Annotated in this window: 22 protein-coding genes; 14 read left to right on the forward strand and 8 right to left on the reverse strand. The window is 58.4% G+C overall.

Features of this window, described 5'->3' with window-relative positions; translation table 11 throughout:
- The first annotated feature begins 3 nt into the window (after positions 1-3).
- The 3 genes from KUA23_RS08710 (at position 4) to KUA23_RS08720 (ending at position 3,531) form a co-directional block, all read left to right on the forward strand.
- Positions 4-1,029: an MraY family glycosyltransferase gene (locus KUA23_RS08710; protein WP_428847412.1), complete on the forward strand. Its 1,026-nt coding sequence runs from the start codon at positions 4-6 to the stop codon at positions 1,027-1,029.
- A 62-nt stretch (positions 1,030-1,091) separates the two neighbouring features.
- A complete protein-coding gene (locus KUA23_RS08715) occupies positions 1,092-3,089 on the forward strand; it encodes a polysaccharide biosynthesis protein (RefSeq protein WP_188322588.1) in 1,998 nt (665 codons plus the stop codon).
- Positions 3,090-3,198: 109 nt separating this feature from the next.
- Complete coding sequence (locus KUA23_RS08720) at positions 3,199-3,531, forward strand: ComEA family DNA-binding protein (protein ID WP_078047523.1); 333 nt, start codon at positions 3,199-3,201, stop codon at positions 3,529-3,531.
- A 19-nt stretch (positions 3,532-3,550) separates the two neighbouring features.
- Here KUA23_RS08720 and KUA23_RS08725 read toward each other — a convergent pair whose 3' ends face one another.
- Complete coding sequence (locus KUA23_RS08725; protein ID WP_252993776.1) at positions 3,551-4,129, reverse strand: TetR/AcrR family transcriptional regulator; 579 nt, start codon at positions 4,127-4,129, stop codon at positions 3,551-3,553.
- Between the two features lie 133 nt (positions 4,130-4,262).
- Between KUA23_RS08725 and KUA23_RS08730 the strand changes: the two genes are divergently transcribed.
- The gene (locus tag KUA23_RS08730; RefSeq protein ID WP_252993777.1) at positions 4,263-4,907 is read left to right on the forward strand and encodes a GntR family transcriptional regulator; all 645 of its coding nucleotides are present in this window, start codon (positions 4,263-4,265) and stop codon (positions 4,905-4,907) included.
- Between the two features lie 15 nt (positions 4,908-4,922).
- On the forward strand, positions 4,923-5,771 hold the full coding sequence (locus tag KUA23_RS08735) for an urea carboxylase-associated family protein (RefSeq protein ID WP_252993778.1): 849 nt from the start codon (positions 4,923-4,925) through the stop codon (positions 5,769-5,771).
- Positions 5,772-5,779: 8 nt separating this feature from the next.
- Here the strand turns inward: KUA23_RS08735 and KUA23_RS08740 are convergent, their stop codons facing one another.
- Both KUA23_RS08740 and eat read right to left on the reverse strand, forming a co-directional pair.
- Positions 5,780-5,947 (reverse strand): DUF2897 family protein, encoded by a 168-nt coding sequence (locus KUA23_RS08740; RefSeq protein WP_012722955.1) that lies wholly within the window; start codon positions 5,945-5,947, stop codon positions 5,780-5,782.
- A 112-nt stretch (positions 5,948-6,059) separates the two neighbouring features.
- The gene (gene eat / locus KUA23_RS08745; protein WP_010211919.1) at positions 6,060-7,424 is read right to left on the reverse strand and encodes an ethanolamine permease; all 1,365 of its coding nucleotides are present in this window, start codon (positions 7,422-7,424) and stop codon (positions 6,060-6,062) included.
- A 411-nt stretch (positions 7,425-7,835) separates the two neighbouring features.
- Here eat and kdpF point away from each other — a divergent pair, with 411 nt between their 5' ends.
- The 6 genes from kdpF (at position 7,836) to KUA23_RS08775 (ending at position 15,815) form a co-directional block, all read left to right on the forward strand.
- Positions 7,836-7,925 (forward strand): K(+)-transporting ATPase subunit F, encoded by a 90-nt coding sequence (gene kdpF / locus KUA23_RS08750; RefSeq protein ID WP_003218754.1) that lies wholly within the window; start codon positions 7,836-7,838, stop codon positions 7,923-7,925.
- A 9-nt stretch (positions 7,926-7,934) separates the two neighbouring features.
- Positions 7,935-9,629: a potassium-transporting ATPase subunit KdpA gene (kdpA, locus tag KUA23_RS08755; RefSeq protein ID WP_252993779.1), complete on the forward strand. Its 1,695-nt coding sequence runs from the start codon at positions 7,935-7,937 to the stop codon at positions 9,627-9,629.
- Between the two features lie 15 nt (positions 9,630-9,644).
- Positions 9,645-11,702 carry a potassium-transporting ATPase subunit KdpB gene (kdpB, locus tag KUA23_RS08760; protein ID WP_428847413.1) on the forward strand — a complete coding sequence of 686 codons (2,058 nt, stop codon included), beginning with the start codon at positions 9,645-9,647 and terminating at the stop codon, positions 11,700-11,702.
- Positions 11,703-11,766: 64 nt separating this feature from the next.
- Positions 11,767-12,312: a potassium-transporting ATPase subunit KdpC gene (kdpC, locus tag KUA23_RS08765; RefSeq protein ID WP_078047528.1), complete on the forward strand. Its 546-nt coding sequence runs from the start codon at positions 11,767-11,769 to the stop codon at positions 12,310-12,312.
- Between the two features lie 124 nt (positions 12,313-12,436).
- Entirely contained in the window at positions 12,437-15,088 is a 2,652-nt protein-coding gene (locus KUA23_RS08770; RefSeq protein WP_252993781.1) for a sensor histidine kinase, read from the forward strand.
- 37 nt (positions 15,089-15,125) lie between these two features.
- Positions 15,126-15,815: a response regulator gene (locus tag KUA23_RS08775; protein WP_078047530.1), complete on the forward strand. Its 690-nt coding sequence runs from the start codon at positions 15,126-15,128 to the stop codon at positions 15,813-15,815.
- Between the two features lie 115 nt (positions 15,816-15,930).
- Here KUA23_RS08775 and KUA23_RS08780 read toward each other — a convergent pair whose 3' ends face one another.
- Complete coding sequence (locus KUA23_RS08780; RefSeq protein WP_252993782.1) at positions 15,931-16,968, reverse strand: patatin-like phospholipase family protein; 1,038 nt, start codon at positions 16,966-16,968, stop codon at positions 15,931-15,933.
- Between the two features lie 217 nt (positions 16,969-17,185).
- On the opposite strand from KUA23_RS08780, the gene KUA23_RS08785 reads away from it, so the two are divergent.
- The 3 genes from KUA23_RS08785 (at position 17,186) to KUA23_RS08795 (ending at position 19,171) form a co-directional block, all read left to right on the forward strand.
- Entirely contained in the window at positions 17,186-17,464 is a 279-nt protein-coding gene (locus KUA23_RS08785; protein WP_024074187.1) for a hypothetical protein, read from the forward strand.
- A 57-nt stretch (positions 17,465-17,521) separates the two neighbouring features.
- A complete protein-coding gene (locus KUA23_RS08790) occupies positions 17,522-18,283 on the forward strand; it encodes a CHAD domain-containing protein (RefSeq protein ID WP_078047531.1) in 762 nt (253 codons plus the stop codon).
- A gap of 90 nt (positions 18,284-18,373) precedes the next feature.
- The gene (locus KUA23_RS08795) at positions 18,374-19,171 is read left to right on the forward strand and encodes an acyl-CoA thioesterase (RefSeq protein ID WP_252993783.1); all 798 of its coding nucleotides are present in this window, start codon (positions 18,374-18,376) and stop codon (positions 19,169-19,171) included.
- 2 nt (positions 19,172-19,173) lie between these two features.
- Here KUA23_RS08795 and KUA23_RS08800 read toward each other — a convergent pair whose 3' ends face one another.
- The 4 genes from KUA23_RS08800 to KUA23_RS08815 form a co-directional block, all read right to left on the reverse strand.
- Positions 19,174-19,536: an Mpo1-like protein gene (locus tag KUA23_RS08800; RefSeq protein WP_078047533.1), complete on the reverse strand. Its 363-nt coding sequence runs from the start codon at positions 19,534-19,536 to the stop codon at positions 19,174-19,176.
- 629 nt (positions 19,537-20,165) lie between these two features.
- A complete protein-coding gene (locus KUA23_RS08805) occupies positions 20,166-20,537 on the reverse strand; it encodes an Imm50 family immunity protein (protein WP_252993784.1) in 372 nt (123 codons plus the stop codon).
- 1 nt (position 20,538) lies between these two features.
- The gene (locus KUA23_RS08810; protein ID WP_252993785.1) at positions 20,539-20,940 is read right to left on the reverse strand and encodes an Imm50 family immunity protein; all 402 of its coding nucleotides are present in this window, start codon (positions 20,938-20,940) and stop codon (positions 20,539-20,541) included.
- Positions 20,937-25,655 (reverse strand): RHS repeat-associated core domain-containing protein, encoded by a 4,719-nt coding sequence (locus KUA23_RS08815; RefSeq protein WP_252993786.1) that lies wholly within the window; start codon positions 25,653-25,655, stop codon positions 20,937-20,939. The genes KUA23_RS08810 and KUA23_RS08815 overlap by 4 nt, the downstream gene beginning before the upstream one ends.
- Between the last annotated feature and the right edge of the window lie 35 nt (positions 25,656-25,690).

Here is a 25,690-nt window from a genome sequence, read left to right on the forward strand (position 1 = left end):
TATGTGATGGTTTGGATTTTTTTTGTTATTGCCGGTGGTATTTCTCTGTTGCTGACGAGTGCTCTACGACGCTATGCGCTTTCTAAAAGCTTGATAGACGTACCTAATGCTCGTAGTTCTCATACGGTCCCTACCCCCCGTGGTGGTGGTGTGGCGATCGTGTTGAGTTTTCTATTGTTGTTGCCTGTGCTCTCTCTATTTTCGCTTTTGCCTTGGACATTTGCCTGGGAACTGCTGGGTGCGGGGGCCGGCATCGCAGTGCTGGGGTTCCTGGATGACCATGGTCATATTGCTGCTCGATGGCGGCTCCTTGGTCATTTCAGCGCTGCGGTCTGGGCAGTTTTTTGGCTGGGCGGTGTTCCCCCGCTGACTATATTGGGTGTCGTGTTTGATATGGGCTGGGTTGGGACAGTGCTGTCTCTTTTCTATCTGGTTTGGATGCTCAATCTCTATAATTTTATGGATGGGATCGATGGCCTGGCCAGCATCGAGGCTATTTCTGTCTGCCTGAGCGCGTCGCTTATTTATGTACTGATGGATTTCAGTATGCTGGCATGGGCGCCGTTGCTATTGGCATTCACGGTGGCGGGATTTTTATATTGGAACTTTCCCCCTGCGAAGATTTTCATGGGAGATGCCGGTAGTGGTTTTCTGGGTGTCACCCTTGGAATTTTTTCCTTGCAAGCGGCGTGGACGTCGCCTTCTCTTGTATGGATATGGCTGATTCTGATGGGTGTATTCGTAGTGGATGCTACATTCACGCTTGTCAGGCGTCTGGTTCGGGGGGACAAGGTTTATGAAGCGCACCGTAGCCATGCGTACCAGTATGCGTCACGACAGTTTGGTCGTCATTTGCCTGTGACGTTGACCGTTGGGCTTGTGAATGTGGTTTGGCTGTTGCCAGTGGCGCTGTGCGTCGGGTTATTGGGAATGGATGGTTTTCTAGGTGTAATTATTGCGTATGTTCCATTAGTTCTATTGGCTTGGAAGTTCCAGGCGGGTGCAGTTGAGAAAGGTAAGGACGGGTAGCAAGTGTCTGGAGTATCCGCAGTACAAATGTTTTTTTGTGATGTTTGACCCGTTCGGAGGCAATTATGGATATGTTACGGATCTATTTGTTGGGTCTACCTCGCAGATATAAACGATTCCTTCAGGTTCTCACCGACGTCCTACTCGTGTGGTTCGCACTATGGATGGCATTCGTTGTGCGTTTGGGGATCGATGAAATGATCAACCCTATCCGTATGCACCCATGGCTTTTCATCTCCGCCCCCCTGACTGCCATCCCGCTATTCGTCCGTTTTGGTATGTACCGTGCTGTCATGCGTTACTTTGGTAACGATGCATTGATTGCCATTGTCAAGGCGGTAAGCCTTTCATCGTTGATATTGGCGCTTGTTGTTTACTGGTATAGCAATCATCAGAACGTAGTGCCGCGCTCTATCATTTTCAACTACTGGTGGCTGAGCCTGATCACTATTGGTGGGCTGCGTCTAGCGATGCGCCAATACTTTTTGGGAGATTGGTTCACGGCAGCACAACATGTACCATTCACTAGTCGCGACAACGGGTTACCTAAAGTTGCCATCTACGGCGCTGGTGCCGCGGGTAACCAGTTGGTCGCTGCCCTGCGGATGGGGCGAGTGATGCGACCGGTGGCGTTTATTGACGACGATGAAAGTATCAGTGATCGCGTGATTTCGGGATTGCAAGTCTACAAGCCCAAACACATCCAACGCATGGTGGATGCGACGGGAGCTGAGGAAGTTCTACTGGCTATCCCTTCTTCGAACCGAGCTCGACGCCGTGAAATCCTGGGTTATCTAGAGGGATTTCCACTTCACGTGCGAAGCGTCCCTGGCTTCATGGACTTGGCCAGTGGTCGAGTTAAGGTAGACGATATCCAGGAAGTTGATATCGCCGATTTGCTTGGCCGTGACGCCGTTCCTGCTCAAGCAGATTTGCTTGAGCACTGCATCAAGGGGCAGAGCGTTCTGGTCACGGGTGCCGGTGGTTCAATCGGGTCTGAACTGTGTCGGCAGATATTGTCTCTCAAACCGACAACATTGCTTCTCTTTGAGCATAGTGAGTTTAATCTCTACAGCATTCTTTCAGAACTCGAGCAGCGGGTCACACGAGAGTCTTTGTCTGTCAAAATTCTGCCCATTTTAGGTTCTGTGCGTAATCAGCCAAAGCTGCTCGACGTTATGAAGACCTGGCACGTAGACACTGTTTATCATGCAGCGGCCTATAAACATGTGCCGATGGTTGAACATAATATTGCAGAAGGTGTGTTGAATAACATTATTGGCACCCTCAATACTGCACAGGCTGCTCTTCAGGCAGGCGTTGCTAATTTTGTTCTGATTTCAACAGATAAGGCTGTTCGCCCAACCAATGTAATGGGCAGTACCAAGCGCTTGGCAGAGTTAACACTTCAGGCACTGAGTCGTGAATTAGCCCCCGTCCTATTTGGCGACAGATCCAATATTTCTCGCGTCAATAAAACGCGCTTTACAATGGTCCGATTCGGGAATGTACTGGGGTCTTCGGGTTCTGTCATCCCGCTGTTTCACAAACAGATCAAATCTGGCGGTCCATTGACTGTTACTCATCCAAAAATCACTCGCTACTTCATGACCATACCTGAAGCAGCGCAACTCGTTATCCAGGCTGGTTCCATGGGGATGGGAGGCGATGTATTTGTATTAGATATGGGCGAGCCAGTAAAAATCGTGGAGCTGGCTGAGAAGATGATCCACCTTTCTGGTTTGAGTGTGCGCTCCGAAAAAAATCCCCATGGTGACATTGCGATTGAATTCACTGGCCTGCGTCCTGGTGAGAAACTTTACGAAGAGTTACTCATTGGCGATAACGTGGTGGCCACGCGGCACCCAATGATTATGAGTGCGAATGAAGACCACCTGCCTTGGGACGCACTCAAAGTCAAATTGACGGAATTGTTGGCCGCAGTAGAAGGCGACGATTACTCTCGTGTTCGCCAGCTTTTGCGCGACACCGTCAGCGGCTACGCCCCCGATGGTGAAATCGTCGACTGGATCTACCAACAGCGCCGCTTGGACCCTTGATTTAACACCCTGTTACTCAAGCATTTTTGACGAATGCCCAATATCACCTAAGTTTGAAAAGCAGCTTCGGATAGCTGCTTTTCTCTTACTGATGTCATGGAGCCTCAAAATGCAAAACACCTACCTCACCTCCCTAATCTTCGCCTTCCTCACCACTCTCTCCGTCACCACCACCGCAGCCCCTTCTATCAAACCCGAAGCCCCAACCCCCATCGCCGCTCAGATGTCCAAAGCCGAGCAATCCGCCAAGGTCAACCTGAACGCCGCCGACGCTGAAACCCTTCGTCGCGACCTGTTCGGTATCGGCGCTGCCAAAGCCAAGGCAATCGTTGCTTACCGCGAAAGCAATGGCCCGTTCACGGCGGTGGATGAGTTGTTGGAAGTGAAGGGGATTGGCAAGGCGCTGCTGGAGAAGAACCGCGATCGGCTTGTTATCAACTAAGCCAATAAGGGGAGGCCGGTCATTGACCGGCTTTTTCATCCTTTGCAACCTGGTTTTTCAAGCTGTCGCGCACCACGTCCAGGATGCGCATCGCCAGTGACTTGTCCTCGACACTCCGGGCTAGTACCAAGGCTCCTACCAGTGTCGACATCATCACCAAGCCTCGCGCGTCAGACTGTCCATTCCCCAAGGCTGTTTCAATCTGCTTGAGTCGAGCGCCGAGTACTGCATCTGTTGTTGCACTGTGCTGGCCTCTCAGGCCTAGCTCAGAAGACATGGTCGGCAACGGGCAGCCTTCTGCCGGCGAGGTCAGGTGCCACTCCGACAGGTAGCTGTCAATGAAGGCTTCCAGCGGCCGCTCTTGGCTGAACAGCTTCTCGCAATGGGCATCCAGCTCGGTCGCTGCGGCTTGGAGGGCCTTTTCCACCAGTTCGTCCTTGGACCTGAAGTGCGCGTAAAACCCGCCATGCGTCAGGTTCAGCGCTTTCATCAGCGGCTGCAGGCCGGTTGCGCCGATACCGTCGCGGCGAAAGCGTACTGAGGCTTCCTTGATGATGCGTTGGTGCGTCTGGGCTTTGTGGTCGGATGAATAACGCATAGGGACGGCCTCGGTGACAGGCTGACATTTTAACCAACTTGATTTGATTTACACCCATGTCCTGCTTGTTAGCCTTTGGCACGAAAAGTGGTTACCTCTACGTGGAAGATTGTTCAACAATCGTGAGGTAGCCATGACACTCAGTTTGTCTTTAGCCGACCAGATTGCCCTGGAGCTGCGTGCTGACATCATCGGCGGGCGACTGCTACCAGGAATGCCCTTGGTCGAAATGGAACTGGTGAAGGCCTATAACGCATCGCGTAACACTATTCGTGAAGCGTTGCACCGATTGGGGCAGGAGGGCTTGACCCGTTATGTGCGCAATCGAGGGGTAATGGTCCGGCGGTTGGCGCGGGAGGAAGTGCGTGACTTGTTTGTCGTTCGTCGCACCCTGGAGTTGCAGGCCATCGCCCACAGCGGCCCTCTGACAGAAGATCAATCCCGACGCATGCAGAACGCCATCGACGCCACCGCCCTGGCCCGTGAGCGAGAAGACTGGCGTGCGGTCGCTACCCACAGCCTGGTGTTTCACCAGCATATTGTCGGGTTGATGCACAGCCCGCTGTTCGATGAGTTTTTTGCCCAGGTGATCGCCCAATTGCGCCTGGTGTTTTGCGCCGCGCCCGATGAGCAGCGCTTCCAGTCGCCGTGGCTAGAGCGTGATCGTGAAATTTACACCTTACTGGCCCTGCAGGATAAAACGGCGGCAGGGGAGGCGATGAGCCTGTACCTGGATGATTCGGAACATCTGTCCCTGGCCTTGTTTAACCACCCTTGATCGAGGATCTGCACCATGTACAAAGACTACCCGGCCGCTTATCAGGTCAGCAAAGGTTCGGCGTTGCAGGTCGATACGCCGTTTTACGAGCGTATTCGTGATCGAAAACAGCAACGCACATTGATCGAGCAGTTTGAAGTGCCGATCCGTACGGGCAGGGCGTGGAAGGTGCCGGCCGGGCATGTGTTTCGTGTCACCACGCCGGTGGGCCCGCAGGTGGGTGACTTCAACGTGTGGAACGCCAACGACCCACGCGAGCGTCTGTGGGCGGCGCGTACGCGTCAGCTGCAAGGTGCCCATGTCAGCACCCATGACCGCTTGTGGTCAAACCTGCCATTCCTGCGGCCTTTGGTGACGATCACCGATGACAGCCTGGCCAGTTACGGCATCGATGAGCACGGCGGGCGTCTGCATGATTTGCTGGGTACGCGCTGTGATCCGTATGTGAACCGCATGCTCACTGGCGAGGACTTCCATCACCATTGTCACTCGAACCTGACCCGCGCGGTTTTACCCCACGGTCTGACGGAATTCGACGTGCATGACGTGCTGAATATTTTCCAGTGCACGGGCCTGAATCATGACGACATGTATTTCATGAAAGCCTGCCCGGCGCAGAAGGGCGATTACCTGGAATTTTTTGCCGAGATTGATTTGCTGTGCGCGTTGTCGACGTGTCCCGGTGGGGATTTGTCGCTGCCGATGTGGGGGCCTGAGGCGCAGGATCCGCTGACGGTGTGCCGCCCGCTTGGGGTTGAGATCTATAAGCTGGAGGATGAGTTGCTGAATGGCTGGAGCCAGCCGGAACGTGCTGCCTACAAGGGACAGCACGGTTTGCATATTGCCAAGGCGGCTTGGGAGTAACCCAAGGTTCAGCGATCCTGCGCGTCCTTGGCATCCGCTTGGGCGTTGCGCTCGGCCACGCGCTTGCGTTGTTCGTCGGTGAGTTCCACTTTGTTGGCGCTGTCACGCAGCATCATCAGTCCACCGACGATCGACCCGATCGCGACCACTAAAATCAACCATGCATACCACGGCATAAGGCTCTCCTTGAGGCAGATTGCCGTGGGAGAGTTTTCCCACGGTAATAACTGCTTTGAGTGACGGGCTTTCTTACTAGTTCAGTGTAGGCCCGTTCTGCCTCGTAGTAGATCAGAGCCCGGTCAACATCGCATCCGCCGGCGCGTCGGCACGGTCTTGCGCGGTCATCTGGAAGTAGGCGAACCCAACCACCATGAAGCCCAGGAAGATCAGCCCGATCAGCGCATTGAACCAGGCCATCGCTACCAGGCACACCACCGCCAGCACCAGCGCAATGCCCGGCACGATCGGGTAACCCGGTGCGCGGAAGGTGCGTTCCAGCAGGGGTTCGGTCTTACGCAGTTTGAATAGGCTAAGCATGCTCATGATGTACATCACGATGGCACCGAATACCGCCATGGTGATCATCGCCGCAGTCAGTGTCATGCCGCCCAGGTTGATCAGGCCGTCGCTGTAGATCGCCGCGATACCCACCACGCCGCCGGCGATGATCGCCCGATGCGGTGTTTGAAAGCGTGACAGCTTGGCAAGGAAAGATGGCAGGTAACCGGCGCGGGCCAGGGCGAAGAACTGGCGCGAGTAGCCGAGGATGATGCCGTGGAAGCTTGCCACCAGGCCAAACAGGCCGATCCATACCAGCATGTGCAACCAGCCGGAGCTGTCGCCGACCACGGTTTTCATGGCTTGTGGCAAGGGGTCGTTGATGTTGGACAGGGTGCGCCAATCGCCCACGCCGCCGGCAAAGAACATCACACCCATGGCCAGGATGACCAGGGTCAGGATGCCGCTGATGTAGGCTTTTGGAATGGTGCGCTTCGGATCTTTCGCTTCTTCGGCGGCCATGGCTGCACCTTCGATGGCGAGGAAGAACCAGATGGCGAAAGGAATCGCGGCAAACATGCCGGCAATCGCTGGGGCGCCAAAGGTGTCGGAGCCGGCCCAGCCGTTGAGGGCGAAGTTGCTGAAACTGAAGGCGGGTGCAACCACGCCCATGAACACCAGCAACTCAGCGACGGCGAGCACGCACACCACCAGCTCGAAGGTGGCGGCGAGTTTCACGCCGAGGATGTTGAGGCCCATGAAAACGATATAGGCGCCCACGGCCGCATGTTTCGGATCCAGTGCGGGGAACTGCACATTCAGATAAGCGCCGATGGCCAAGGCGATGGCGGGTGGCGCGAAGACGAATTCGATCAGTGTCGCGAGGCCGGCGATCAAACCGCCTTTTTCTCCGAAGGCGCGACGGCTGTAGGCAAACGGCCCGCCGGCGTGAGGAATGGCGGTGGTCAGCTCGGTGAAGCTGAAGATGAAGCAGGTGTACATCGCGGCCACCATGAGGGAGGTCACCAGGAAGCCCAGCGTCCCGGCGACGCCCCAGCCATAGCTCCAGCCGAAGTATTCACCGGAAATGACCAGGCCGACGGCGATACCCCATAAGTGCAGGGTGCCCAAGGTGGGTTTGAGTTGAGTGTTCATTGTGTTGCTCCCTGAACGGTTTGGAATGATTCAAGGTGTTGCAGCGTGCATGCCAGGCTGAGAATCATTGTCGTAAAGCGGTGCAAGTGTCGCCGCGGGAACGGTTTGGCGTTTGAATTTCCCCTGTGTTGCACCAGATAAGTGCTGTGTTGACTCAGCCGGCGCCTTCGCGGGCAAGCCCGCTCCCACATTGGAGCGTGTATTTCCTGCTGAAACGCGGTCGAGTGTGGGAGCTGGGCTTGCCCGCGATGGGGCCCTTGAAGACCCCACACCTACCCCTGTAAACCCCGCATAAACCCACTCTTTACGCCTTCTTTACGCCCTGCCTACCCCCTCGCTCTCGTTCCTTTACGCCACTCCTGCCGACAATTGCCCTACACGCGGCACTCGCCGCTAAACGGAGAGACTTCCATGAGCGTTCTGGACGGGGTGTCACTGCTATTGGCCGTGGCGCTGTTCATTTATCTGCTGGTTGCGCTGTTACGCGCGGATCGGAACTAGGAGCGGGCTATGCACAGTTATGACTATTGGCTGATCATCGCCTTCTTCGCCGTGGTACTGGTGCCGGCACCGTTCCTGGGGCGGTTCTATTACAAGGTGATGGAGGGGCAGCGCACCTGGCTCACGCCGGTATTGGGCCCGGTGGAACGTGCCTGTTATCGCCTGTCGGGCGTGGATGAGCAGCAGGAACAGAGCTGGCAGAAGTACATGCTGGCCTTGCTCGCGTTCAACCTGGCGGGCTTTGTGCTGTTGTTCGCGATCCTGTTGTTCCAGGACTATCTCCCACTGAACCCGCAGAAATTGCCGGGGCAGGAGTGGACCCTGGCCTTCAACACCGCGGTCAGTTTCATGACCAACACCAACTGGCAGTCCTACAGCGGTGAGGCATCCCTGAGTTACCTCAGCCAGATGGCCGGCCTGACGGTGCAGAACTTCGTCAGCGCGGCGACCGGTCTGGCGGTCTTGGTCGCGCTTTGCCGTGGGATCGGTCGCAAATCCACCAAGACGCTGGGCAACTTCTGGGTCGATATGACCCGCGCCACGCTCTACGGCCTGCTGCCGTTGTGCCTGGTGCTGGCGTTGTTCCTAGTGTGGCAGGGCGTGCCGCAGACCTTCGCTCACTACGTTGACGCCGTGACAATGCAAGGCGTGGATCAAGTGATTCCCCTGGGCCCGGCGGCGAGCCAGATTGCGATCAAGCAATTGGGCACCAACGGCGGCGGTTTCTTCGGTGTCAACTCGGCGCACCCGTTTGAAGACCCGACGGCCTGGGCCAACCTGTTTGAGTTGGCGGCCATCATTCTGATCCCGGTGGCGCTGGTGTTCACCTTCGGCCACTACGTCAAAGACCTGCGTCAGAGCCGCGCGATCCTCGGCTGCATGCTGGCGCTGTTCCTGATCGGCGGCGCGACCTCGTTGTGGGCCGAATACCAGCCCAATCCGACCCTGAATAATCCGGCCGTGGAGCAAACCGCGCCGCTGGAAGGCAAGGAAGCCCGCTTCGGCACCACCGGTACGGTGCTGTGGTCGGTGACGACGACGGCGGCGTCCAACGGTTCGGTCAACGGCATGCAGGACAGCCTCAACCCCCTCAGCGGCATGGTTGCACTGGTCAACATGATGGTCGGCGAAGTGATCTTCGGCGGCGTCGGCGCCGGCATGTACGGCATGTTGCTCAACGTGTTGATCGCGGTGTTCCTCGCCGGCCTGATGATCGGCCGCACCCCGGAATACCTGGGCAAAAAGCTGCAGGCCAAGGAAGTGCAATTGCTGGTCGTGACCCTCTTGGTGATGCCGGTTGGCGTGCTGGTGCTCGGCGCCATTGCCGCGAGCCTGCCCGGCCCGGCCGGTGCCATCAGTAACCCTGGCCCCCACGGTTTCAGCCAGTTGCTCTACGCCTACACCTCGGCCAGTGCCAACAACGGCTCGGCATTTGGCGGTTTCAGCGCCAACACGCCGTTCCACAACCTGATGCTGGGCCTGGGCATGTTGATCGGCCGCTTCGGCTACATCCTTCCGGTACTGGCCCTGGCCGGCAGCCTGGCGATGAAGAAGACCGCCCCGATCGGCCAGAACAGCTTCCCGACCCATGGCCCGCTGTTCGTGACCCTGTTGACCGTGACCATTTTGCTGGTGGGCGGCCTGACTTTCCTGCCAACGCTGGCGTTAGGTCCCATTGCTGAACACTTGAGCATGGGCTTCTAGTAAAGGGATATGAAAATGAATATGCCTGCAAAAAACGCGGCTCCGGCGCACACCCAGGAACCCGCCAAAACCGCCATCTCCGCCCTGTGGCGCCCGGCGCTGGTCCAGGCGTTCGTCAAGCTGGACCCGCGTCAACTGCAACGCTCGCCGGTGATGCTGGTGGTCGAGCTGACCGCCATCCTCACCACCGTGCTGTGCTTCGTGCCCGACACCGCCGTGCCGACGTTCGTCGCGGTGCAGATTGCCGTGTGGTTGTGGTTCACCGTGCTCTTCGCCAACTTCGCCGAAGCCTTGGCCGAAGGGCGTGGCAAGGCGCGTGCCGACAGCCTCAAGGCCGGCAGTGAAGGCCTGAGCGCACGTCGCAAGGAGGCGGATGGCAGCTTCAAGGTCGTGCCGGCCACCAGCCTGCGCAAAGGTGATGTGGTGCGCGTTGCCGCCGGGGAAATGATCCCCGGTGACGGCGAAGTCATCGAAGGTATCGCGGCGGTCAACGAAGCCGCGATCACCGGTGAGTCCGCTCCCGTCATCCGTGAATCCGGCGGCGACCGTTCGGCCGTCACCGGCAACACCCGACTGGTATCGGACTGGCTGCTGATCCGCATCACCGCGAACCCGGGCGAGTCGACACTCGACCGCATGATCGCCCTGGTGGAAGGTGCCAAACGCCAGAAAACCCCCAACGAAGTCGCGCTGGATATCCTGCTGATCGGCTTGACCCTGATCTTCCTGTTGGTGGTGGTGACCCTGCAGCCGTTCGCCCACTTCGCCAGTGGCAGCTTGCCCCTGGTGTTCCTGGTCGCACTGCTGGTGACGCTGATTCCTACCACCATTGGCGGTTTGCTCTCGGCCATCGGTATCGCTGGCATGGACCGCCTGGTGCGTCTCAACGTGATCGCCAAGTCCGGCCGTGCCGTGGAAGCGGCGGGGGACGTGCATGTGTTGCTGCTGGACAAGACCGGCACCATCACCTTTGGTAACCGTCGGTGTGCGGCGGTGGTCGCCGCGCCTGGCGTCAGCGGCAGGGAAGTCGCCGAAGGGGCGTTGTTTGCCTCGCTGGCGGATGACACGGCGGAAGGTAAATCCATCGTCGAATACCTGCGCGCCTTGCACCCTCAGGCCGAGCCGACTGCGGACGAGCTGACGGCCGTGCCGTTCAGTGCCGAAACCCGGCTGTCCGGCGTTGATTATCAGGGCCGCGTATTCCGTAAAGGCGCGGTGGATTCGCTGTTGGCGTTCATCGGTCTACAACGTCGCGACCTGCAGCCCGCGCTGTCGCGGGAAATCGACAAGATCGCCCAAAGCGGCGGCACCCCGTTGCTGGTGTGTGCCGATGGCAAGTTGCTCGGCGCGATCCACCTGAAGGACGTGGTCAAGCCCGGCATCCGCGAGCGTTTCGCCGAACTGCGCAAACTGGGCATCCGTACCGTGATGGTCACCGGCGACAACCCACTGACCGCCGCCGCGATTGCTGCCGAAGCGGGCGTGGACGACGTGCTGGCTGAAGCCACGCCAGAGAAAAAACTCGCCCGCATTCGTCATGAGCAGAACGACGGTCGCCTGGTGGCGATGTGCGGCGACGGCGCCAACGACGCCCCGGCGCTGGCCCAGGCTGACGTCGGCATGGCGATGAACGATGGCACCCAGGCTGCTCGCGAAGCCGCCAACATGGTTGACCTCGATAGCGACCCGACCAAGCTGCTGGACGTGGTGCAGATCGGCAAGGAATTGCTGGTGACGCGCGGCGCGCTGACCACCTTTTCCATTGCCAACGACGTGGCCAAGTACTTCGCGATCCTGCCGGCGCTGTTTGCCTCGATCTACCCGCAACTCGGCGTGCTCAACGTGATGCACCTGCAGAGCCCGCAGAGCGCGATCCTCTCGGCCATCGTGTTCAACGCGCTGATCATCGTGGTGCTGATTCCCCTGGCGCTGCGCGGTGTACGTGTGCAGGCGGCGAGTGCGGCGGCGTTGCTGCGGCGCAACCTGTTGATCTACGGGTTGGGCGGGATCCTGGTGCCGTTCGTGGGCATCAAGGCGATCGACATGCTGTTGACTGCGCTGCACCTGGTTTGACCCTATTCCTGTGGGCGCCCGGTGGGTGCCCACAGGTTGCAATGACCGAATTGAGGAATCCGATATGTCCAACATAATCCGCCCGGCCCTGAGCCTGCTGGTGCTCATGACCCTGATCACCGGCGTCGCTTACCCGTTGGTAGTCACCGGCGTCGCCCAAGTGGCGTTCCCGAACCAGGCCAATGGCAGCCTGGTGCGCGACGATAGCGGAAAAGTGCGCGGCTCCCGCCTGATTGCCCAGGATTTTACCGGTGACAGCTGGTTCCACCCGCGCCCATCAGCCGGCGCGTTTGCCACGGTTTCCAGCAGCGCCAGTAACCTGGGCCCAAGCAACCCGGCGCTGGCCACGCGCGTCTTCGAGGATGCGAACAAACAGTGGGTGCCCAGCCAGGGGCCTGTGCCTTTGGCGTCGCTGACTACCTCTGGCAGCGGTCTTGATCCACACTTGCCACCACCGGCGATTGCCTATCAACTGGCGCGAGTGGCGGCGGCGCGGAATGTGCCGGTGTCGACCTTGCAGCGGTTGCTGGATGAGCACATCGAAAGCCCGTTGGTGGGCCCGCCGGTGGTGAATGTGCTGGCGCTGAATATGGCCTTGGAAAAATTGTAAGCAGTGAAACCGCTTCGCGGGCAAGCCCGCTCCCACAGGGGGATGCATTCCAAATGTGGGAGCGGGCTTGCCCGCGAAGGCGGCCTTGAGCGCAATCAATAAACACCTGAAGGAACCCCCGAGCATGAGCGACTCCGGCCGCGCCGACGCCCTCTTAGCCGATCTGCCCCGGGACGGCCGTGGCCGGCTCAAAGTTTTTCTCGGCGCCGCGCCAGGGGTGGGCAAGACCTACGCCATGCTCCAGGCCGCTCACACGCAGTTGCGCCAAGGCGTGCGCCTGATTGCCGGCGTAGTCGAGACCCACGGCCGAGCCGAGACCGAAGCCTTGCTCAGCGGCCTGCCGCAACAGCCTCTGCTGCGCAGCGAATACCGCGGCGTGATGCTCGAAGAAATGGACCTCGACGGCCTGCTCGCCGCCAAGCCCAAGCTGGTGCTGGTGGACGAACTGGCCCACAGCAACGCTCCCGGCAGCCGCCACGAAAAGCGCTGGCAAGACATTCAGGAATTGCTCGCCGCGGGCATCAACGTGTTTACCACGGTCAACGTCCAGCACCTGGAAAGCCTCAACGACCAGGTGCGCGGCATCACCGGTGTGCAAGTGCGTGAAACCCTGCCGGACTGGGTGCTGCAGGAGGCTGACGAACTGCTATTGATCGACCTGCCCTCCCGCGAGTTGTTGGAGCGCCTGCGCGACGGCAAGGTCTATGTGCCGGAGCAGGCCCGCGCAGCCATCGATGCGTTTTTCACCCAGACCAACCTCATGGCCCTGCGCGAGTTGGCGATGCAAACCGCCGCCGCCCACGTCGATGATGATTTGGCCCAAGGCTATCGCCAACTCGGCCAGGCTGCGCCAGCGGTGCGCGGTCGCTTGTTGGTGGGTGTGGATGGCGACGCGCAAGCCGAGCGCCTGGTGCGTCATGCCAGTCGCGTTGCCCAGCGCCGGCATCTGCCGTGGAGCCTGGTGCATATCGATAACGGTCGAGCGCGGGATGAGCAGTCGCGGCTACGCCTGCAGAATGCCCAGCAACTGGCCGAGCGCCTGGGCGGTGAGGTGGTGCTGTTGCGGGCGGGGGAGGTGGCGAAGACGCTGATCCAGCACGCCGCCGAACGCCGTGCCAGCCTGCTGCTGGTGGGGCAGTCACGGATGCGTTGGCGGCGTCGCTTGTTCGGCGGTGGCCTGGCCGCGCGTTTGCTGCGCAATGCGCGCGGTCTGGAAATCAACGTGCTCGACAGCGATGACATCCCCGCACCGCCACGCTTGCCGGATGTGCGCGGGCTGGTGTGGTTCGACTACGCACTGGCGGTCGTGGCGACGGTGGCGGCGGCGGCAGTGGCCTGGGCGGTGTCCAGCGTCTTGCCGCTGCCGAACATCTCGCTGGTGTTCCTGGCCGCCGTGTTGCTGGTGGCGGTGCGCAGCAGCCTGGGGCCGTCGCTGGTGTGTGCAGCCTTGTCGTTCATGACCTACGACTTCCTGTTTATCCCGCCGAATTTTTCCTTTGCCATCCAGCGCGAGGAAGACGTGCTGACCCTGTTGTTCTTCCTGTTGATGGCAGCGCTGACCGGCAACCTGGCCGCACGTCAGCGCCGGCAGTTGCAGGCATTGCGCGACACGCAGGAAGAAACCAGCGAGCTGCTTGACCTGTCACGCAAACTCACCGCCGCTACCGATCGCCAGGCCGTGATCAGTGCCGCAGCGCATCATTTGCAAGGCTGGAGCGACCTCGATCTGTGCCTGGTCAATCGCGATGGCCAGGGCGGTTGGACGATCGAGACCGGTGGCCCGCTGACCCTCACCGAAGCCGAGCGCGCCGCTGCTGACTGGGCCTGGCAGCATGATCAGCCAGCGGGCATGGGCACCGGCACCTTGCCGTTCGGGCGTTGGTGGTGGTGGCCGTTGTCGGGCGAAGAAGGCCCCTTGGGTTTGCTGGGTGTCAGCCCCAAACCCGGCCTGGAATTGAGCGGCCAACGCCGGCGCTTGCTCACTGCCTTGAGCCAACCACTGGCCCAGGCGCTGGCGCGGGCGCAATTGGCCCAGGAACTGGAGTCCGCGCGGCTGCACGGCGAAACCGAGCAACTGCGCAGTGCCTTGCTGGCTTCGGTGTCCCACGATTTGCGCACACCGCTGACCTCCATGCGCGGCAGCATCGACAGCCTGCTGGCACTCGGTGAGGCCATCCCCCTGGAGGATCGCCGCGAGCTGCTGGAAGGCACCCGCGATGAGGCCGAGCGCCTCGACCGCTATATCCAGAACTTGCTGGACATGACGCGTCTCGGCCACGGCGCGTTGAAACTGGCGCGGGATTGGGTGTCGCCAGGCGACATCGTCGGCAGCGCCCTCGGCCGTCTGCGTGCGGTGCTGGCACCGTTGCAGGTGAGTACCGATGTGCCGCCCGAGTTGCCCTTGTTGTATGTGCATGCCGCGTTGATCGAGCAGGCACTGGTCAATGTGCTGGAGAACGCTGCACGATTCTCGCCCGCTCAAGGTCGCTTGCAACTGAGCGCCGGCGTGTTGGACAACCAGCTGTTTTTTGCCGTGGCCGATGAGGGGCCGGGAATTCCCGAGGACGAGCGCGCGAAAATTTTCGACATGTTCTACACCGCTGCACGCGGTGACCGAGGCGGGCAGGGCACGGGCCTGGGCCTGGCGATCTGCCAGGGCATGGTCGGAGCCCACGGTGGGCATATCAGCGTGGCCGACGGTATTGAAGGGCGTGGCACCTGTATCACCTTGTTCCTGCCCTTGCCGACACAGCCTGGCCTGGAGCGCGAGGCATGAGCTACCCTGTTTTCTTCACGGATTTTGATTGGACACCATGAGCCAGACCTCGACGATTTTGGTCATTGACGACGAACCCCAGATCCGCAAATTCCTGCGCATCAGCCTGGCCTCCCAAGGTTACAAAGTGATTGAGGCCGGCACCGGCAACGAAGGCCTGGCCCAGGCCGCCCTGAGCAAGCCGGATTTGCTGGTGCTCGACCTTGGCTTGCCGGACATGGACGGCCAGCAAGTACTGCGTGAGTTCCGCGAATGGTCGACGGTGCCGGTGCTGGTGCTGTCGGTACGGGCCAGCGAAGTGCAGAAAGTTGAAGCCCTTGATGGCGGCGCCAATGACTATGTGACCAAACCCTTCGGCATCCAGGAATTTCTCGCCCGGGTACGCGCGTTGTTGCGCCAGGCGCCGGCGGGCGAAGCCCAGGAAGCCGCCCTGCGGTTTGGCCCGCTGACGGTGGACCTGGCCTATCGCCGGGTGCTGCTCGACGGTGCTGAAGTGGCGCTGACCCGCAAGGAGTACGCGGTGCTGGCGCAACTGGCACGGCATCCGGGGCGGGTGATTACCCAGCAGCAACTGCTCAAGGACATCTGGGGCCCAACCCATACCGAAGACAGCCACTACCTGCGCATCGTGGTGGGGCACCTGCGCCAGAAACTGGCGGATGACCCGACCCAACCGCGGTTTATCGTGACCGAGGCGGGGGTGGGTTATCGGTTGTTGGGCGGATAAGATTTTCGGCGCTTGCTCTGGCGTCATCGCAGGCAAGCCAGCTCCCACATCCAGAATGCATTCCCCTGTGGGAGCTGGCTTGCCTGCGATGGCGCCATCAGCGACACCACGCATTTCAGCGCTGCTCACTCTCATACCGATTCAACGTATCACTGGCAATCTCCCGCCCCAGGGCGATCAATTCCGGCGCTTTGTAGAATTCGAAAAAACGGCACACCCGCTTCGGCACGTTGATCAGCACATCCGGCGGATACCCGGCAATCTTGTACTGCGCCAGCGACGTCTGCATCACCTCGAAGCTCTGGTTGATAAGGTCCAGCAGCGACGCCGGGCCGACGTTATCGATGATGAACGACCCGGTCGCCGACTTCGGTGCTCCGGGCTTTTCCGGTGCGGCGGCAGGTTGTTGGGATTCCGGCTCGGCGGACTCCAGCCACGGGTTTATCTCAGCGGCCTGCGCCTCCAAAGCCTCCTGCTCCAGCTTCATCAACTGTTCGGCCTGCTTACGGCGAAATGGCAGGTGCGAACCGAGAGATTTCGCCAGGTTGTTGAAGCGACTCTTGAAGGCGGGCGGGCGTTGGATCACGGGCAACTGGTAGTGCTTCTGGTTGGTGGCGTTGAGGTTGACCGCGATGATCAGGTCGCAATGGCTCGACACCACCGGCACGATGGGCAGCGGGTTGAGCAGGCCGCCGTCCACCAGCATGCGATTGCCTTGCATCACCGGGGTGAAGAGGCTGGGAATCGCCGCCGAGGCGCGCATGGCCTGGTGCAGGCAGCCTTCCTGGAACCAGATTTCCTGCTGGTTAGTGAGGTCGGTGGCGACGGCGGTGTAGGGAATGCGCAGTTCTTCGATATTGATCTCGCCGACGATCTTGCGGATCTGGCCGAAGACCTTCTCACCGCGAATCGCACCCAAGCGAAAACTGACGTCGACCAGGCGCAGCACGTCGAGGTAGTCGAGGCTCTCAATCCAGTTCCGGTATTCATCCAGCTTGCCGGCGGCGTAGATCCCACCGACCACGGCGCCCATGGAACAACCCGCGATACAGGCGATGTCGTAGCCACGCCGTTCGATTTCCTCAATCACCCCGATATGGGCGTAGCCCCGGGCCCCGCCGGAGCCCAGCACCAAGGCAACACGTTTTTTCATGGACCATGTCCTCCCCAAGGCAGGTGCCCACAATGCACCCATGAGGGGCCGGCTTCAATCTTCGTGGCGGCCTGCAATATTTTTCCTGGGTAGCGGTGCTGCTCGGGTATGCTCTGGTCCCTAGGTACTACCGATTTCAGGCTAAGGACAGGCACTTTTCCATGTAGGCAACGTCTACAGCGTACGACTGTTTTTTCTTTATTTTGAGGTGTCATCGATGAAAGCCTGGATGTGTGTGCCTGTGATCATGTTGGCCCTGGCCGGTTGTGCCGGGAAAACCGCATACCGCGACAGCTGCGGCACCCAATTGGACGCGGCCTGGAAAGAACTGGACCTGGCCAAGGCTGAAGGGTTTGCTGGCACCGTGAGCTATTCCAAGGCCTTGTCGCTGTTGACGGGAGCCAAAACCCAGCAACAATTTGAAGCGTTTGAAGGCTGTTCCAATAAGGCCGAGAAGGCGCGGTTCTATATTCGTGAGTCGCGTGCCGGGCGTTGACCTGTAGGGGCGACCTGGAGTCGCGAGTAGAAATTTTCATCAGACAGTGAGGGCAGGATGTCAGCTTTGGTCGATCAGTTAGTCGCTCAGGTCATTGGCCTGGAAGTAGGGTTACTGAGCTGCCAGGCTCGCCTCGCCGCCGTCACCGACGATGAAGCCCTGCATGACCTGCGCACCACTGTGCGCCGCTTGCGCAGCCTGTTGCGCCCTTTGCGCGGGCTGCCTGGGGTTGAACAGCTTGAGTTGGCTGCCAGCACCACCGGCCAACTGACGACGCCGCTACGCGACCGCGAGGTGCTGGCGGCGTATTTGCACCAGCATGGCCATCACGAAGCCGCCGACCGGCGCCTGCGCCTGCAACCCAATGCCTATCGCCACGTGGCGCAAAGCCCGGAACTCGCGCATCTGCTGTTAATCCTCGATGCCTTTCCGCGTTTCATCCGTGCTTCCGAACACCAGAAACTGCTCAAAGGCCTGCGCCCGCGCATTGAAAAACGCCTGGCCAAACAGTGGCAGAAACTCGATGAGGCCCTGAAGGATCCGGACCACGATCGCCATCGCCTGCGGTTGCTGATCAAGCGCGTACGCTACGCCGCCGAGGCCTACCCCGAATTGGATAAGTTGCCCAGCAACGCCATGTCGCGCCTGAAAAAGGCCCAGGGCGCCCTGGGGGATTGGCACGACTGCTGGCAGTGGCTGATCCAGGCTGAGCACCAGCCGGATTTGCAGCCGTGTGTCGCGACCTGGCATCGAACCATGGCCAAGGCTGAAGGCCAGGCGGATCGGGTGCTGGACAAACTCAGCGCCGATTGTTTCTGAGCCGGTCCGGCATTTGGCCGGAATAGGCGCTGTACCTGTCGGGCGCGATGGTTAAGATCCATCATCTGTTCCTTTTGATGTGAGACCACCATGCGCTTTAGTGATTTGCTCGACGCCGCCCGCAGCAACCCGCTGGATGTCACCATCCCTGCCGAATGGGCTCAGGGCCGCGCGACCTTTGGTGGTCTTGTGGCTGCTTTGCAATACGAAGCCCTGCGCGCCCAGGTACCAGCCGATCGTCCGCTACGGTCGCTGGCCATCACCTTCGTCGGCCCTGTAGCGCCAGACGTTCCTGCCAGTTATCAAGTCGAAGTGTTGCGCGAAGGCAAAGCCGTCAGCCAACTGCTGGGCCGTGTGATACAGAACGGTGAAGTGGCGACACTGGTGCAGGCCAGTTTCGGCGCGTCCCGTGAGTCAGAGATCGCTGTCGAGAGCGAAGCGCCCCCGGGGTTCAAACATTGGGATGAGTGCCAGGAACTGCCCTATATCAAGGGCGTTACCCCCGAGTTCATGCGTCATTTGGCGATGCGCTGGAGTGTCGGTGGCTTACCCTTTACTGGCAATAAATCCCGGGACATGGGCGGTTGGGTTCGTTTACGCGGCGATGTCAAAGAAGAACCCCTGACTGAGGCGCATATTCTCGCCCTGGTTGACGCCTGGCCCCCAGCCTTGCTGCCGCACCTGAAAAAGCCGGCTCCCGGCAGTACCCTGACCTGGACCATTGAATTCATCCAGCCCTTGCAGGATCTGACGACCCTCGACTGGTGCCAGTATTACGTCAACATCGAACACGCCCGCGATGGCTACGGCCATGCCGCTGCCGCCCTCTGGAGCCCGACCGGCGAGTTGATCGCCATCAGCCGCCAGACCGTAGTGGTGTTCGCCTGACCTCAATGTCGGTGGCGCTGCCGCCAGGCGCGCCACCAGCCGCCGCTTAGTACAAAGCGCGGAAAAGTCACGAACTGCTCGACCACCAGACGCTGCACCGCATCTTTACGGTCACTGAACGGCTCACTGGCCTCGGCTTCCAGGCTATGGCCATGACGCTGCAACGCCAGGCCGGCCAATATACCGACCACCCCCACGGCAAAACTGGCCAGGTTCAGGCTGAACACCCCGGACACGATCAACAGAAACCCGATGATAAACAGCGGCACGGCAATCAGGTGCAACGCCAGGTTGGTCGGGTGCTGATGGTTCTGCGGGTAGTTGCGCCATTGCCAGGCGGGGAGATTGGGGTGACGTTTGCCCATGATGGTGAATCCTCTGTCCGTTGAAATAGCATGGAGAGAGTTTAGGTGGGGTTGGGGGGAGGGGCGAATTGGGGCTGGCTATGGGGGTCATAGAGGGCAATTTGTGGAAGGCACGCTCATGCCCAAATAACGCAGTCATGATCGTCCATATGCATTAGAAACGTGAGGTCCTGATCGGTTACCCAGAATGGGTATCCGGTCGTTTCACCCAGAGCCTCTGCAATGTCTTGTGCATCATGGATTTTCCACGCCCGGTATGCTGAGTCGAATACCAATAGAATCAGGTTTTTTTGACTAATCCGATGCTGTATTTCCTGCCAAAAGTTAGGGTTGTGTTCTGCGCTTTTTCGTTCAGTTCGACTGGATCGAGTACGTTACTTTCTGACGTGAAGAACTTCTTAGTCAGAGAGTTAATAAAATTTCGAGTTCGGACGATTCTATTTTTTAGCGTGGATATCTGAAGTTTCGAATGAGCTGTCTATCTCTTTTTCAAGATGATGCATTAGGTAACACCGCCTAGGGGTATCCTTGGGGGGTATATTGTTTTTGGGTTGTTTAGAAGTAATAGTCGTTCGGATCGTTAATGTAAACATTTGGCCCGTTAAGTGAAATGAATTTTGCGTTGAATTCTATAGATGTATTTTTGCTGGTAGCTTTAAAAGTGAAGTAGTCTGTTTTTTATTGATTTTTACTGTGAATAACTCATGCGCAGGAATGTTAAGGATCTTCAGATTATCAATGTCGTTGAAAGTTATTCCAAGTCTGCACATGTTGTATCCTTTGTTTTTCCATTTTTCTGGTAAATTATCTGGAAATTCGGGTATGTCAAAACCTATTCCAATACAAGGTTGATCATTTTCTACCCTTAATGAAAAAAGAGCTATTTTTCCAATTTCAATAGGATGGCTGAAGATTTTACTGAGAAGTATACTTCCGTCTAACTCGTTCCAATATTTCATATTTTTCCGGGGGCTGTATTTTTTTGTTGTTGATGCCAGCATTCTAGAAATTATCATCGTTTCCTTTGATGTAAATATTTGGGTCGCAAAGTGAAATCGATTGTGCTTTAAATTCGATTAAGGAATCATCGTTGGTAGCTTGGAATAGAACGTGGCTATGCTCTTTTGTTATTTTTACAGAAAGCTTTTTATGGGTCGGTATATTCAATATTTTTAGATCTCTAATCTCGTAGCAGTCAATGCCAAATCTACAAACGTTGTAGCCTTTGTTCTCCCATTTTTTCGGTAGTCTATCTGGGAATTCAGATATGTCGAAACCAACTCCTAGGCTCGGGCGGTCATTATCTATCTGTAGAGAGGTTAGAGTGATTTCGCCTATTTCAACAGGCTGGCTGAAAATCATCTCAAAAAATATATTCTTATCGAGTTCGTTCCAGTATTTCATTTTTTTCTCCTGAAGAAATAATGTGATTCAGCATCGATTAGTTTGCCGTTTCGGGGTTGTTCAATTGGTCGTAAGTTGAAGTGTGCTGTTTGATCTCCAACGCCATCTGCTCTGCCGAATTTGTGCCCCGCCGAGTGATCCTGAATAAGTACTTGTGAGCCATCCTCTCTTGTAAACTGATATACCCTAGTCTCTATTGGTTGGCCGGCGGCATTGAGTATTTTCTTATTGCTTTTATCGGTCATTAGTTCTGTCTTGTACTGTTGTACTCGTCCTGTTTTCGGGTGGATAGACACATCCGGACCTTGATTCATCGGTATGTGGGCATCCCTTTTAGCTTGCCTGAACGCCCCCTTACGAGAAACTTCCGGGATGTCCGGTTCACTAGGAGTAGAGCAAGAGGGATTTTTCTTTATCGATCCAGGGCAGTTTGCGCTGAGCCCCAAAGGATCTATCCACCCCGTAGGGTTGGGCACGTACTGATACGCGTTGATCCCACCCGCTAATTTCACCGGGTCTGGCGTGAGGTAGCGACCAACATCCGGATTGTAGTAGCGATGGCGGTTGTAATGCAGCCCGCTCTCTTGATCGAAATACTGGCCCTGGAAGCGCAGCGGGTTGTCGATTTTTCCTATGTCGAGACGGCTGATTTCGCCGTAGGCACGGTAATGCGCGGACCAGACGATTTCGCCATCCGGGGCGGTGAGTTCCTGTGGGGTGCCGAGGTGGTCGAGTTGGTAGTGGTAGGGCTTGGTTTCCTTTGGGCCGAAGCCTTCCAATAAGGCCAGCGGGCGGAAGCTGTCCGGTTCGTAGAGGTAGCTGCGGTGGCGGTTCGCGTGGTGCTCGGCGATGAGTTTGTCGCCCTGCCAGAAGAACTCGGTCGTTATGTCATCAACGGTTTTGCTGATGCGGCGGCCAAATGGGTCGTAGCGGTAGCTGGCGGTTTGGCCGTTGGGCGTCTTAACGCCGATCAGCCGATGCTGGCAGTCGTAACGGTATTCGGTGACGAGTTGATGGCTTTTGCCGCGTCGTTCGCGGATGAGGTTGCCGAAGGCGTCGTAGTCGTAGTGGTGGTCGCCCTGGATCATCAGGCGGTTGCCGGCGACGATGTCGGGGCCGGGGCGGTTTTGCATGAGCAGGTTGCCGGCGGGGTCGTGGCCGAAGCGTTCTTGCTCGTCTTGGGTGTGGTCGGCGCGGGTGAGGCGGCTTAGGGGGTCGTAGTGGTAGCGGTGGTCGCCCTTGCGGGTGTCGAGCAGGCGAGTGAGGTTGCTGGATTTGTCGTAGTCGTAGTGGCGTTGGTAGAGGGTGTAAGCCTGCTGGGTGACGGCGTGAGCGTGTAGGCGCTGCTGGTCGTCGTAGTGGTAATGGCTGATCAGTTGGCCTTGTTGGCGTTGGTGTTCCTGGCCGGCTTTGAATAGATGAGAAGTAAGGACTTCACCGTTCAGTTCGACGGTGGCGAGATGGCCACCTTTGGTGTGGTTGAACGTGAGGCGGTTATTGTCCGGCAGGCGTAGGTTTTGCAGTTGGCCGCAGGCGTCGTAGCCGTAGCGCAGGGTGCCCCAGCCTTGGTGTTCGGCGGTGAGGCGGTTTTGAGCGTCGTATTCGTAGGCCAGGGCCCAGTGGCCATCTTCGACGCTTAGGAGATTGCCCTGGCGGTCGTAGGTGTAATCGACGGTATTGCCATCAGGCAGGGTTTTTCTTACGAGCCGACCGGCATGGTCGCGCTCGTAGCGGGTAACGATCTGACTGCCGTCATCGCCGTGTTCGGTCTTTTCTTGCAGGCTGCCCTTGAGGTCGTAAACGTAAGTGGTGCGCTGACCATCAAACCCGATTTCCTGCTGGATCAGGCCGTTGCTGTGGTACTGGAGTCGGTAGGTTTCGCCCACCTCATTTTCGATCTCGGTCAGCAATAACCGCACATTGTCGTAACGGTATTTGACCTGGCTGCCATCAGCATTGATACGTCGGCTGATCAGGTGCAGGCCGTCCGCATATTCGTAACGAGTAACGTGCCCCAGTTCATCGCGCTCGGAGGTGATTTTTCCGTACGCGTTGTAGGTATATTTACGCGTATCACCGCTCGGCAAGACGATTTGGACTAATCGCCCAACGTCGTTCCACTCAAATTGTGTGAGCGCCCCGTGCTCATCTTCTTGGGAGATTTTTCGCCCAAGATCGTCATAGCGATAACGCTTGATCCCACCATCCGGCAACTGCTCCTCAAGCAACTGCCCACGCTCATTCCACACCAGTCGCTGACAGCTATGATCCGGGTACCAAACCCCAACCAGCTGCCCGTATTTGTTGTAGCTGTAGTCAGTCACATGACCGTCAGGATCGGTCTTGCGCGTTACATCGCCTTGATCATTGCGTTCATACTTCCAAACCGCCTGACCCCGCCTTACAACCCGTACGAACCCGTTGTCATGCTCGTAGGTCGTCGGCTCATCGTCCCCCGGAAACAACGCCACCAAACGTCCGGCTTCGTCGTACTGATACGCCGTGATCGCGCCCAGTGGATCCTGCTCAACCGTCAGCCGCCCGTTGGCATCGTAGGACTTGAAGTGCTCGGCCCCGTCCGGATCCACCCGCTGCACCAGTCGTGCGCGCTGGTCATGCACGTAGACTTCCTGGCTACCATCGGCGTTAAACACCGTGACCTGCCCGTTGTCGTCCCAGGCATACCGCGTGTCCATCTGCGAAAAGCTCGCCCAATGCCGGACACATCGGGCCGCCTTGCCAGCCCGTTCCCACTCCCAGTAGAAACTCGCCCCACCGGCCAAGCCGCGTTCAAGAATGACGTGCTGATCGTCGTACCGATAAACCTCGCTTTCACCGACAGCGTTAGTCGCTGAAATCAGTCGCCCAAGGTCGTCATAGGCGTAGGAAACAACCGTCTGTTCCGTCACCCAAACATACGGACCCTCGTCCACGATGCGTTGAATTTGGTAGTCCACCGCCACAATCCGGCCCGACGCGTAGCGCAACAACAGCGAGCGCCCCACACCGTTATCCAGCCGCTCAATACGCCCCAGAAAATCCCGGGCAATACGCAGCCGGTTGTCATACGCGTCGCTGATCGCTGTCAGCACACCGTCGCGGAAGTGGTAGAAACGTGACGCCTGAGCCAGCACCAGTTCATCGGGCAACGACCCGAGATAGATCGCCGCTTCAGCCAGGCTATTGGTGATTGCAGGGCGTGAAACCGTGGGCAAGGGCAGGGTGGTCGAGCGATTTTCATGATCGGTCCACACCACCGAATCACCGGAAACACTCAGCCGATGGGCCAGCGAGTGGCTCCAGCCAAACCCCAATCCGCAATCCATTTCCACCGCACTGGTGCGGTACAACCGGGTCCACTCAAACGGCAAAATGCCGTCCAGCGCACCATCGGTGAGGGTCAGCAGTTCTTCGCCCGTGACCATCGACACCGGGCAGCCGTTGGTGGCGGTCTTGTTCGAAGGCGCGGCCGCATCCCCAGCCGGGTTCTTCGCAACAGCGGGCACGTCATCCACAGACTCTTGCCGCACCAACACCGTCCGTTGCGTGGCCTTGTCCCGGACCACCGACACCGGGTTGGAAACCAACTGATCCCCAGCCTTCAACGGCGCATCCGGAATCACTTTGATCGGTGTCCCCGCGCTCCCCAGCAACAATGGTTTGGCCGCTTCGACATGCACGTCCAACCGAGGCCCTACCAGTTGATCGGCCAGCCTCTCCAGCCATTTGCGTGCCTGGCCAGACTTGATGGTCCCCAACACCTGCATACCCAGGCGAACCTGAACCCCCATGCCCCGCGTCGCCCAGACTAGGAATAGGTTGATCAGCACCTCGCCGGTAAGCTCGCCCAGCAATTCATACATCTGCGGCGGCGGCAGCATGCGTATCCAGGCGACCATGGCCGACAGATAGATAAACAGCAGCGGCTCATCGCTGAGCACAAGCAGACCCTGGGCGATGGTGTCTTTGCCCAGTTTCAGCAGTTCGTTGAGCTCGGCCTGCGAGAGGTAATGCAACAACTTCTGGCTATTAGCGTTGATATCCGCCAACAGCTCGTACAGTTGGGTGAAGTTGTCCCAAAGGTTGTAGAGCGCCTTGGCAATCCCGTTTGAAAGCGCCAGGCCTTGCATCGCGCTGCGCTCGAACGGCGTAGCGTTGGCGAAGTCGCTCCATTGCGGCTTGAAAGTCTTCTTCCACTCATCACGTAGGCCGACTTCCAGCCCCACGATGACCGACTGATAAGACGCATATAGCGCCTTGACATGATCCTTGGAGACATTGGGGTAGAAGGTGATTTGATAACGTTGATCGCGGGGGCAGTCTTTGATTTCAAGAATGCCGCTGGGGCCAATCGTTCGATGGATGGGCGGGCCCATGTGGCTGCCGTCCACAGCAATGGCCTGCAGCATCACCGGTGTATTGCCAATGGGCACAAACCGCGTGCTCTCGAACATGTGCACCAGGGTTAACGAGCCCTGGGCCTTGCAGGTGACAACCGCGCGACTGGGTTTTTTGGACGATGCGGCAGCGACGAGGGAAACCTCTTCCCCGACCTTGAACACCTGCTCCACTTCCAGTGCCGAACCACTCCAGAAGTGCTCGGCCCACTCGTCAAAAGTATTCAGGCAATGTCGGAAGTCGTGAAACACGCTGTCGACGTCCGGCTTGTTGCCATTCATGGGCGACAGGACGAACTTGGCGATAGCCGGCATCATGAGGCGGGCCCCTTGAGTGGGGCACTGAGTGAGAG

It is taken from the genome of Pseudomonas pergaminensis, assembly GCF_024112395.2.
Taxonomy (GTDB): domain Bacteria; phylum Pseudomonadota; class Gammaproteobacteria; order Pseudomonadales; family Pseudomonadaceae; genus Aquipseudomonas; species Aquipseudomonas pergaminensis.

What these genes read in the sequence shown, in the direction of transcription:
- KUA23_RS08730 (WP_252993777.1), top strand. Translation starts at nt 4,263, where the DNA reads ATGACACTCAGTTTGTCTTTAGCCGACCAGATTGCCCTGGAGCTGCGT.
- KUA23_RS08775 (WP_078047530.1), top strand. Translation starts at nt 15,126, where the DNA reads ATGAGCCAGACCTCGACGATTTTGGTCATTGACGACGAACCCCAGATC.
- KUA23_RS08790 (WP_078047531.1), top strand. Translation starts at nt 17,522, where the DNA reads ATGTCAGCTTTGGTCGATCAGTTAGTCGCTCAGGTCATTGGCCTGGAA.
- KUA23_RS08720 (WP_078047523.1), top strand. Translation starts at nt 3,199, where the DNA reads ATGCAAAACACCTACCTCACCTCCCTAATCTTCGCCTTCCTCACCACT.
- KUA23_RS08815 (WP_252993786.1), bottom strand. Translation starts at nt 25,655, where the DNA reads ATGATGCCGGCTATCGCCAAGTTCGTCCTGTCGCCCATGAATGGCAAC.
- KUA23_RS08800 (WP_078047533.1), bottom strand. Translation starts at nt 19,536, where the DNA reads ATGGGCAAACGTCACCCCAATCTCCCCGCCTGGCAATGGCGCAACTAC.
- kdpB (WP_428847413.1), top strand. Translation starts at nt 9,645, where the DNA reads ATGAATATGCCTGCAAAAAACGCGGCTCCGGCGCACACCCAGGAACCC.
- KUA23_RS08805 (WP_252993784.1), bottom strand. Translation starts at nt 20,537, where the DNA reads ATGCTGGCATCAACAACAAAAAAATACAGCCCCCGGAAAAATATGAAA.
- kdpC (WP_078047528.1), top strand. Translation starts at nt 11,767, where the DNA reads ATGTCCAACATAATCCGCCCGGCCCTGAGCCTGCTGGTGCTCATGACC.
- kdpA (WP_252993779.1), top strand. Translation starts at nt 7,935, where the DNA reads ATGCACAGTTATGACTATTGGCTGATCATCGCCTTCTTCGCCGTGGTA.
- kdpF (WP_003218754.1), top strand. Translation starts at nt 7,836, where the DNA reads ATGAGCGTTCTGGACGGGGTGTCACTGCTATTGGCCGTGGCGCTGTTC.
- KUA23_RS08785 (WP_024074187.1), top strand. Translation starts at nt 17,186, where the DNA reads ATGAAAGCCTGGATGTGTGTGCCTGTGATCATGTTGGCCCTGGCCGGT.
- KUA23_RS08735 (WP_252993778.1), top strand. Translation starts at nt 4,923, where the DNA reads ATGTACAAAGACTACCCGGCCGCTTATCAGGTCAGCAAAGGTTCGGCG.
- KUA23_RS08725 (WP_252993776.1), bottom strand. Translation starts at nt 4,129, where the DNA reads ATGCGTTATTCATCCGACCACAAAGCCCAGACGCACCAACGCATCATC.
- KUA23_RS08810 (WP_252993785.1), bottom strand. Translation starts at nt 20,940, where the DNA reads ATGAAATACTGGAACGAACTCGATAAGAATATATTTTTTGAGATGATT.
- KUA23_RS08740 (WP_012722955.1), bottom strand. Translation starts at nt 5,947, where the DNA reads ATGCCGTGGTATGCATGGTTGATTTTAGTGGTCGCGATCGGGTCGATC.
- eat (WP_010211919.1), bottom strand. Translation starts at nt 7,424, where the DNA reads ATGAACACTCAACTCAAACCCACCTTGGGCACCCTGCACTTATGGGGT.
- KUA23_RS08780 (WP_252993782.1), bottom strand. Translation starts at nt 16,968, where the DNA reads ATGAAAAAACGTGTTGCCTTGGTGCTGGGCTCCGGCGGGGCCCGGGGC.
- KUA23_RS08770 (WP_252993781.1), top strand. Translation starts at nt 12,437, where the DNA reads ATGAGCGACTCCGGCCGCGCCGACGCCCTCTTAGCCGATCTGCCCCGG.
- KUA23_RS08795 (WP_252993783.1), top strand. Translation starts at nt 18,374, where the DNA reads ATGCGCTTTAGTGATTTGCTCGACGCCGCCCGCAGCAACCCGCTGGAT.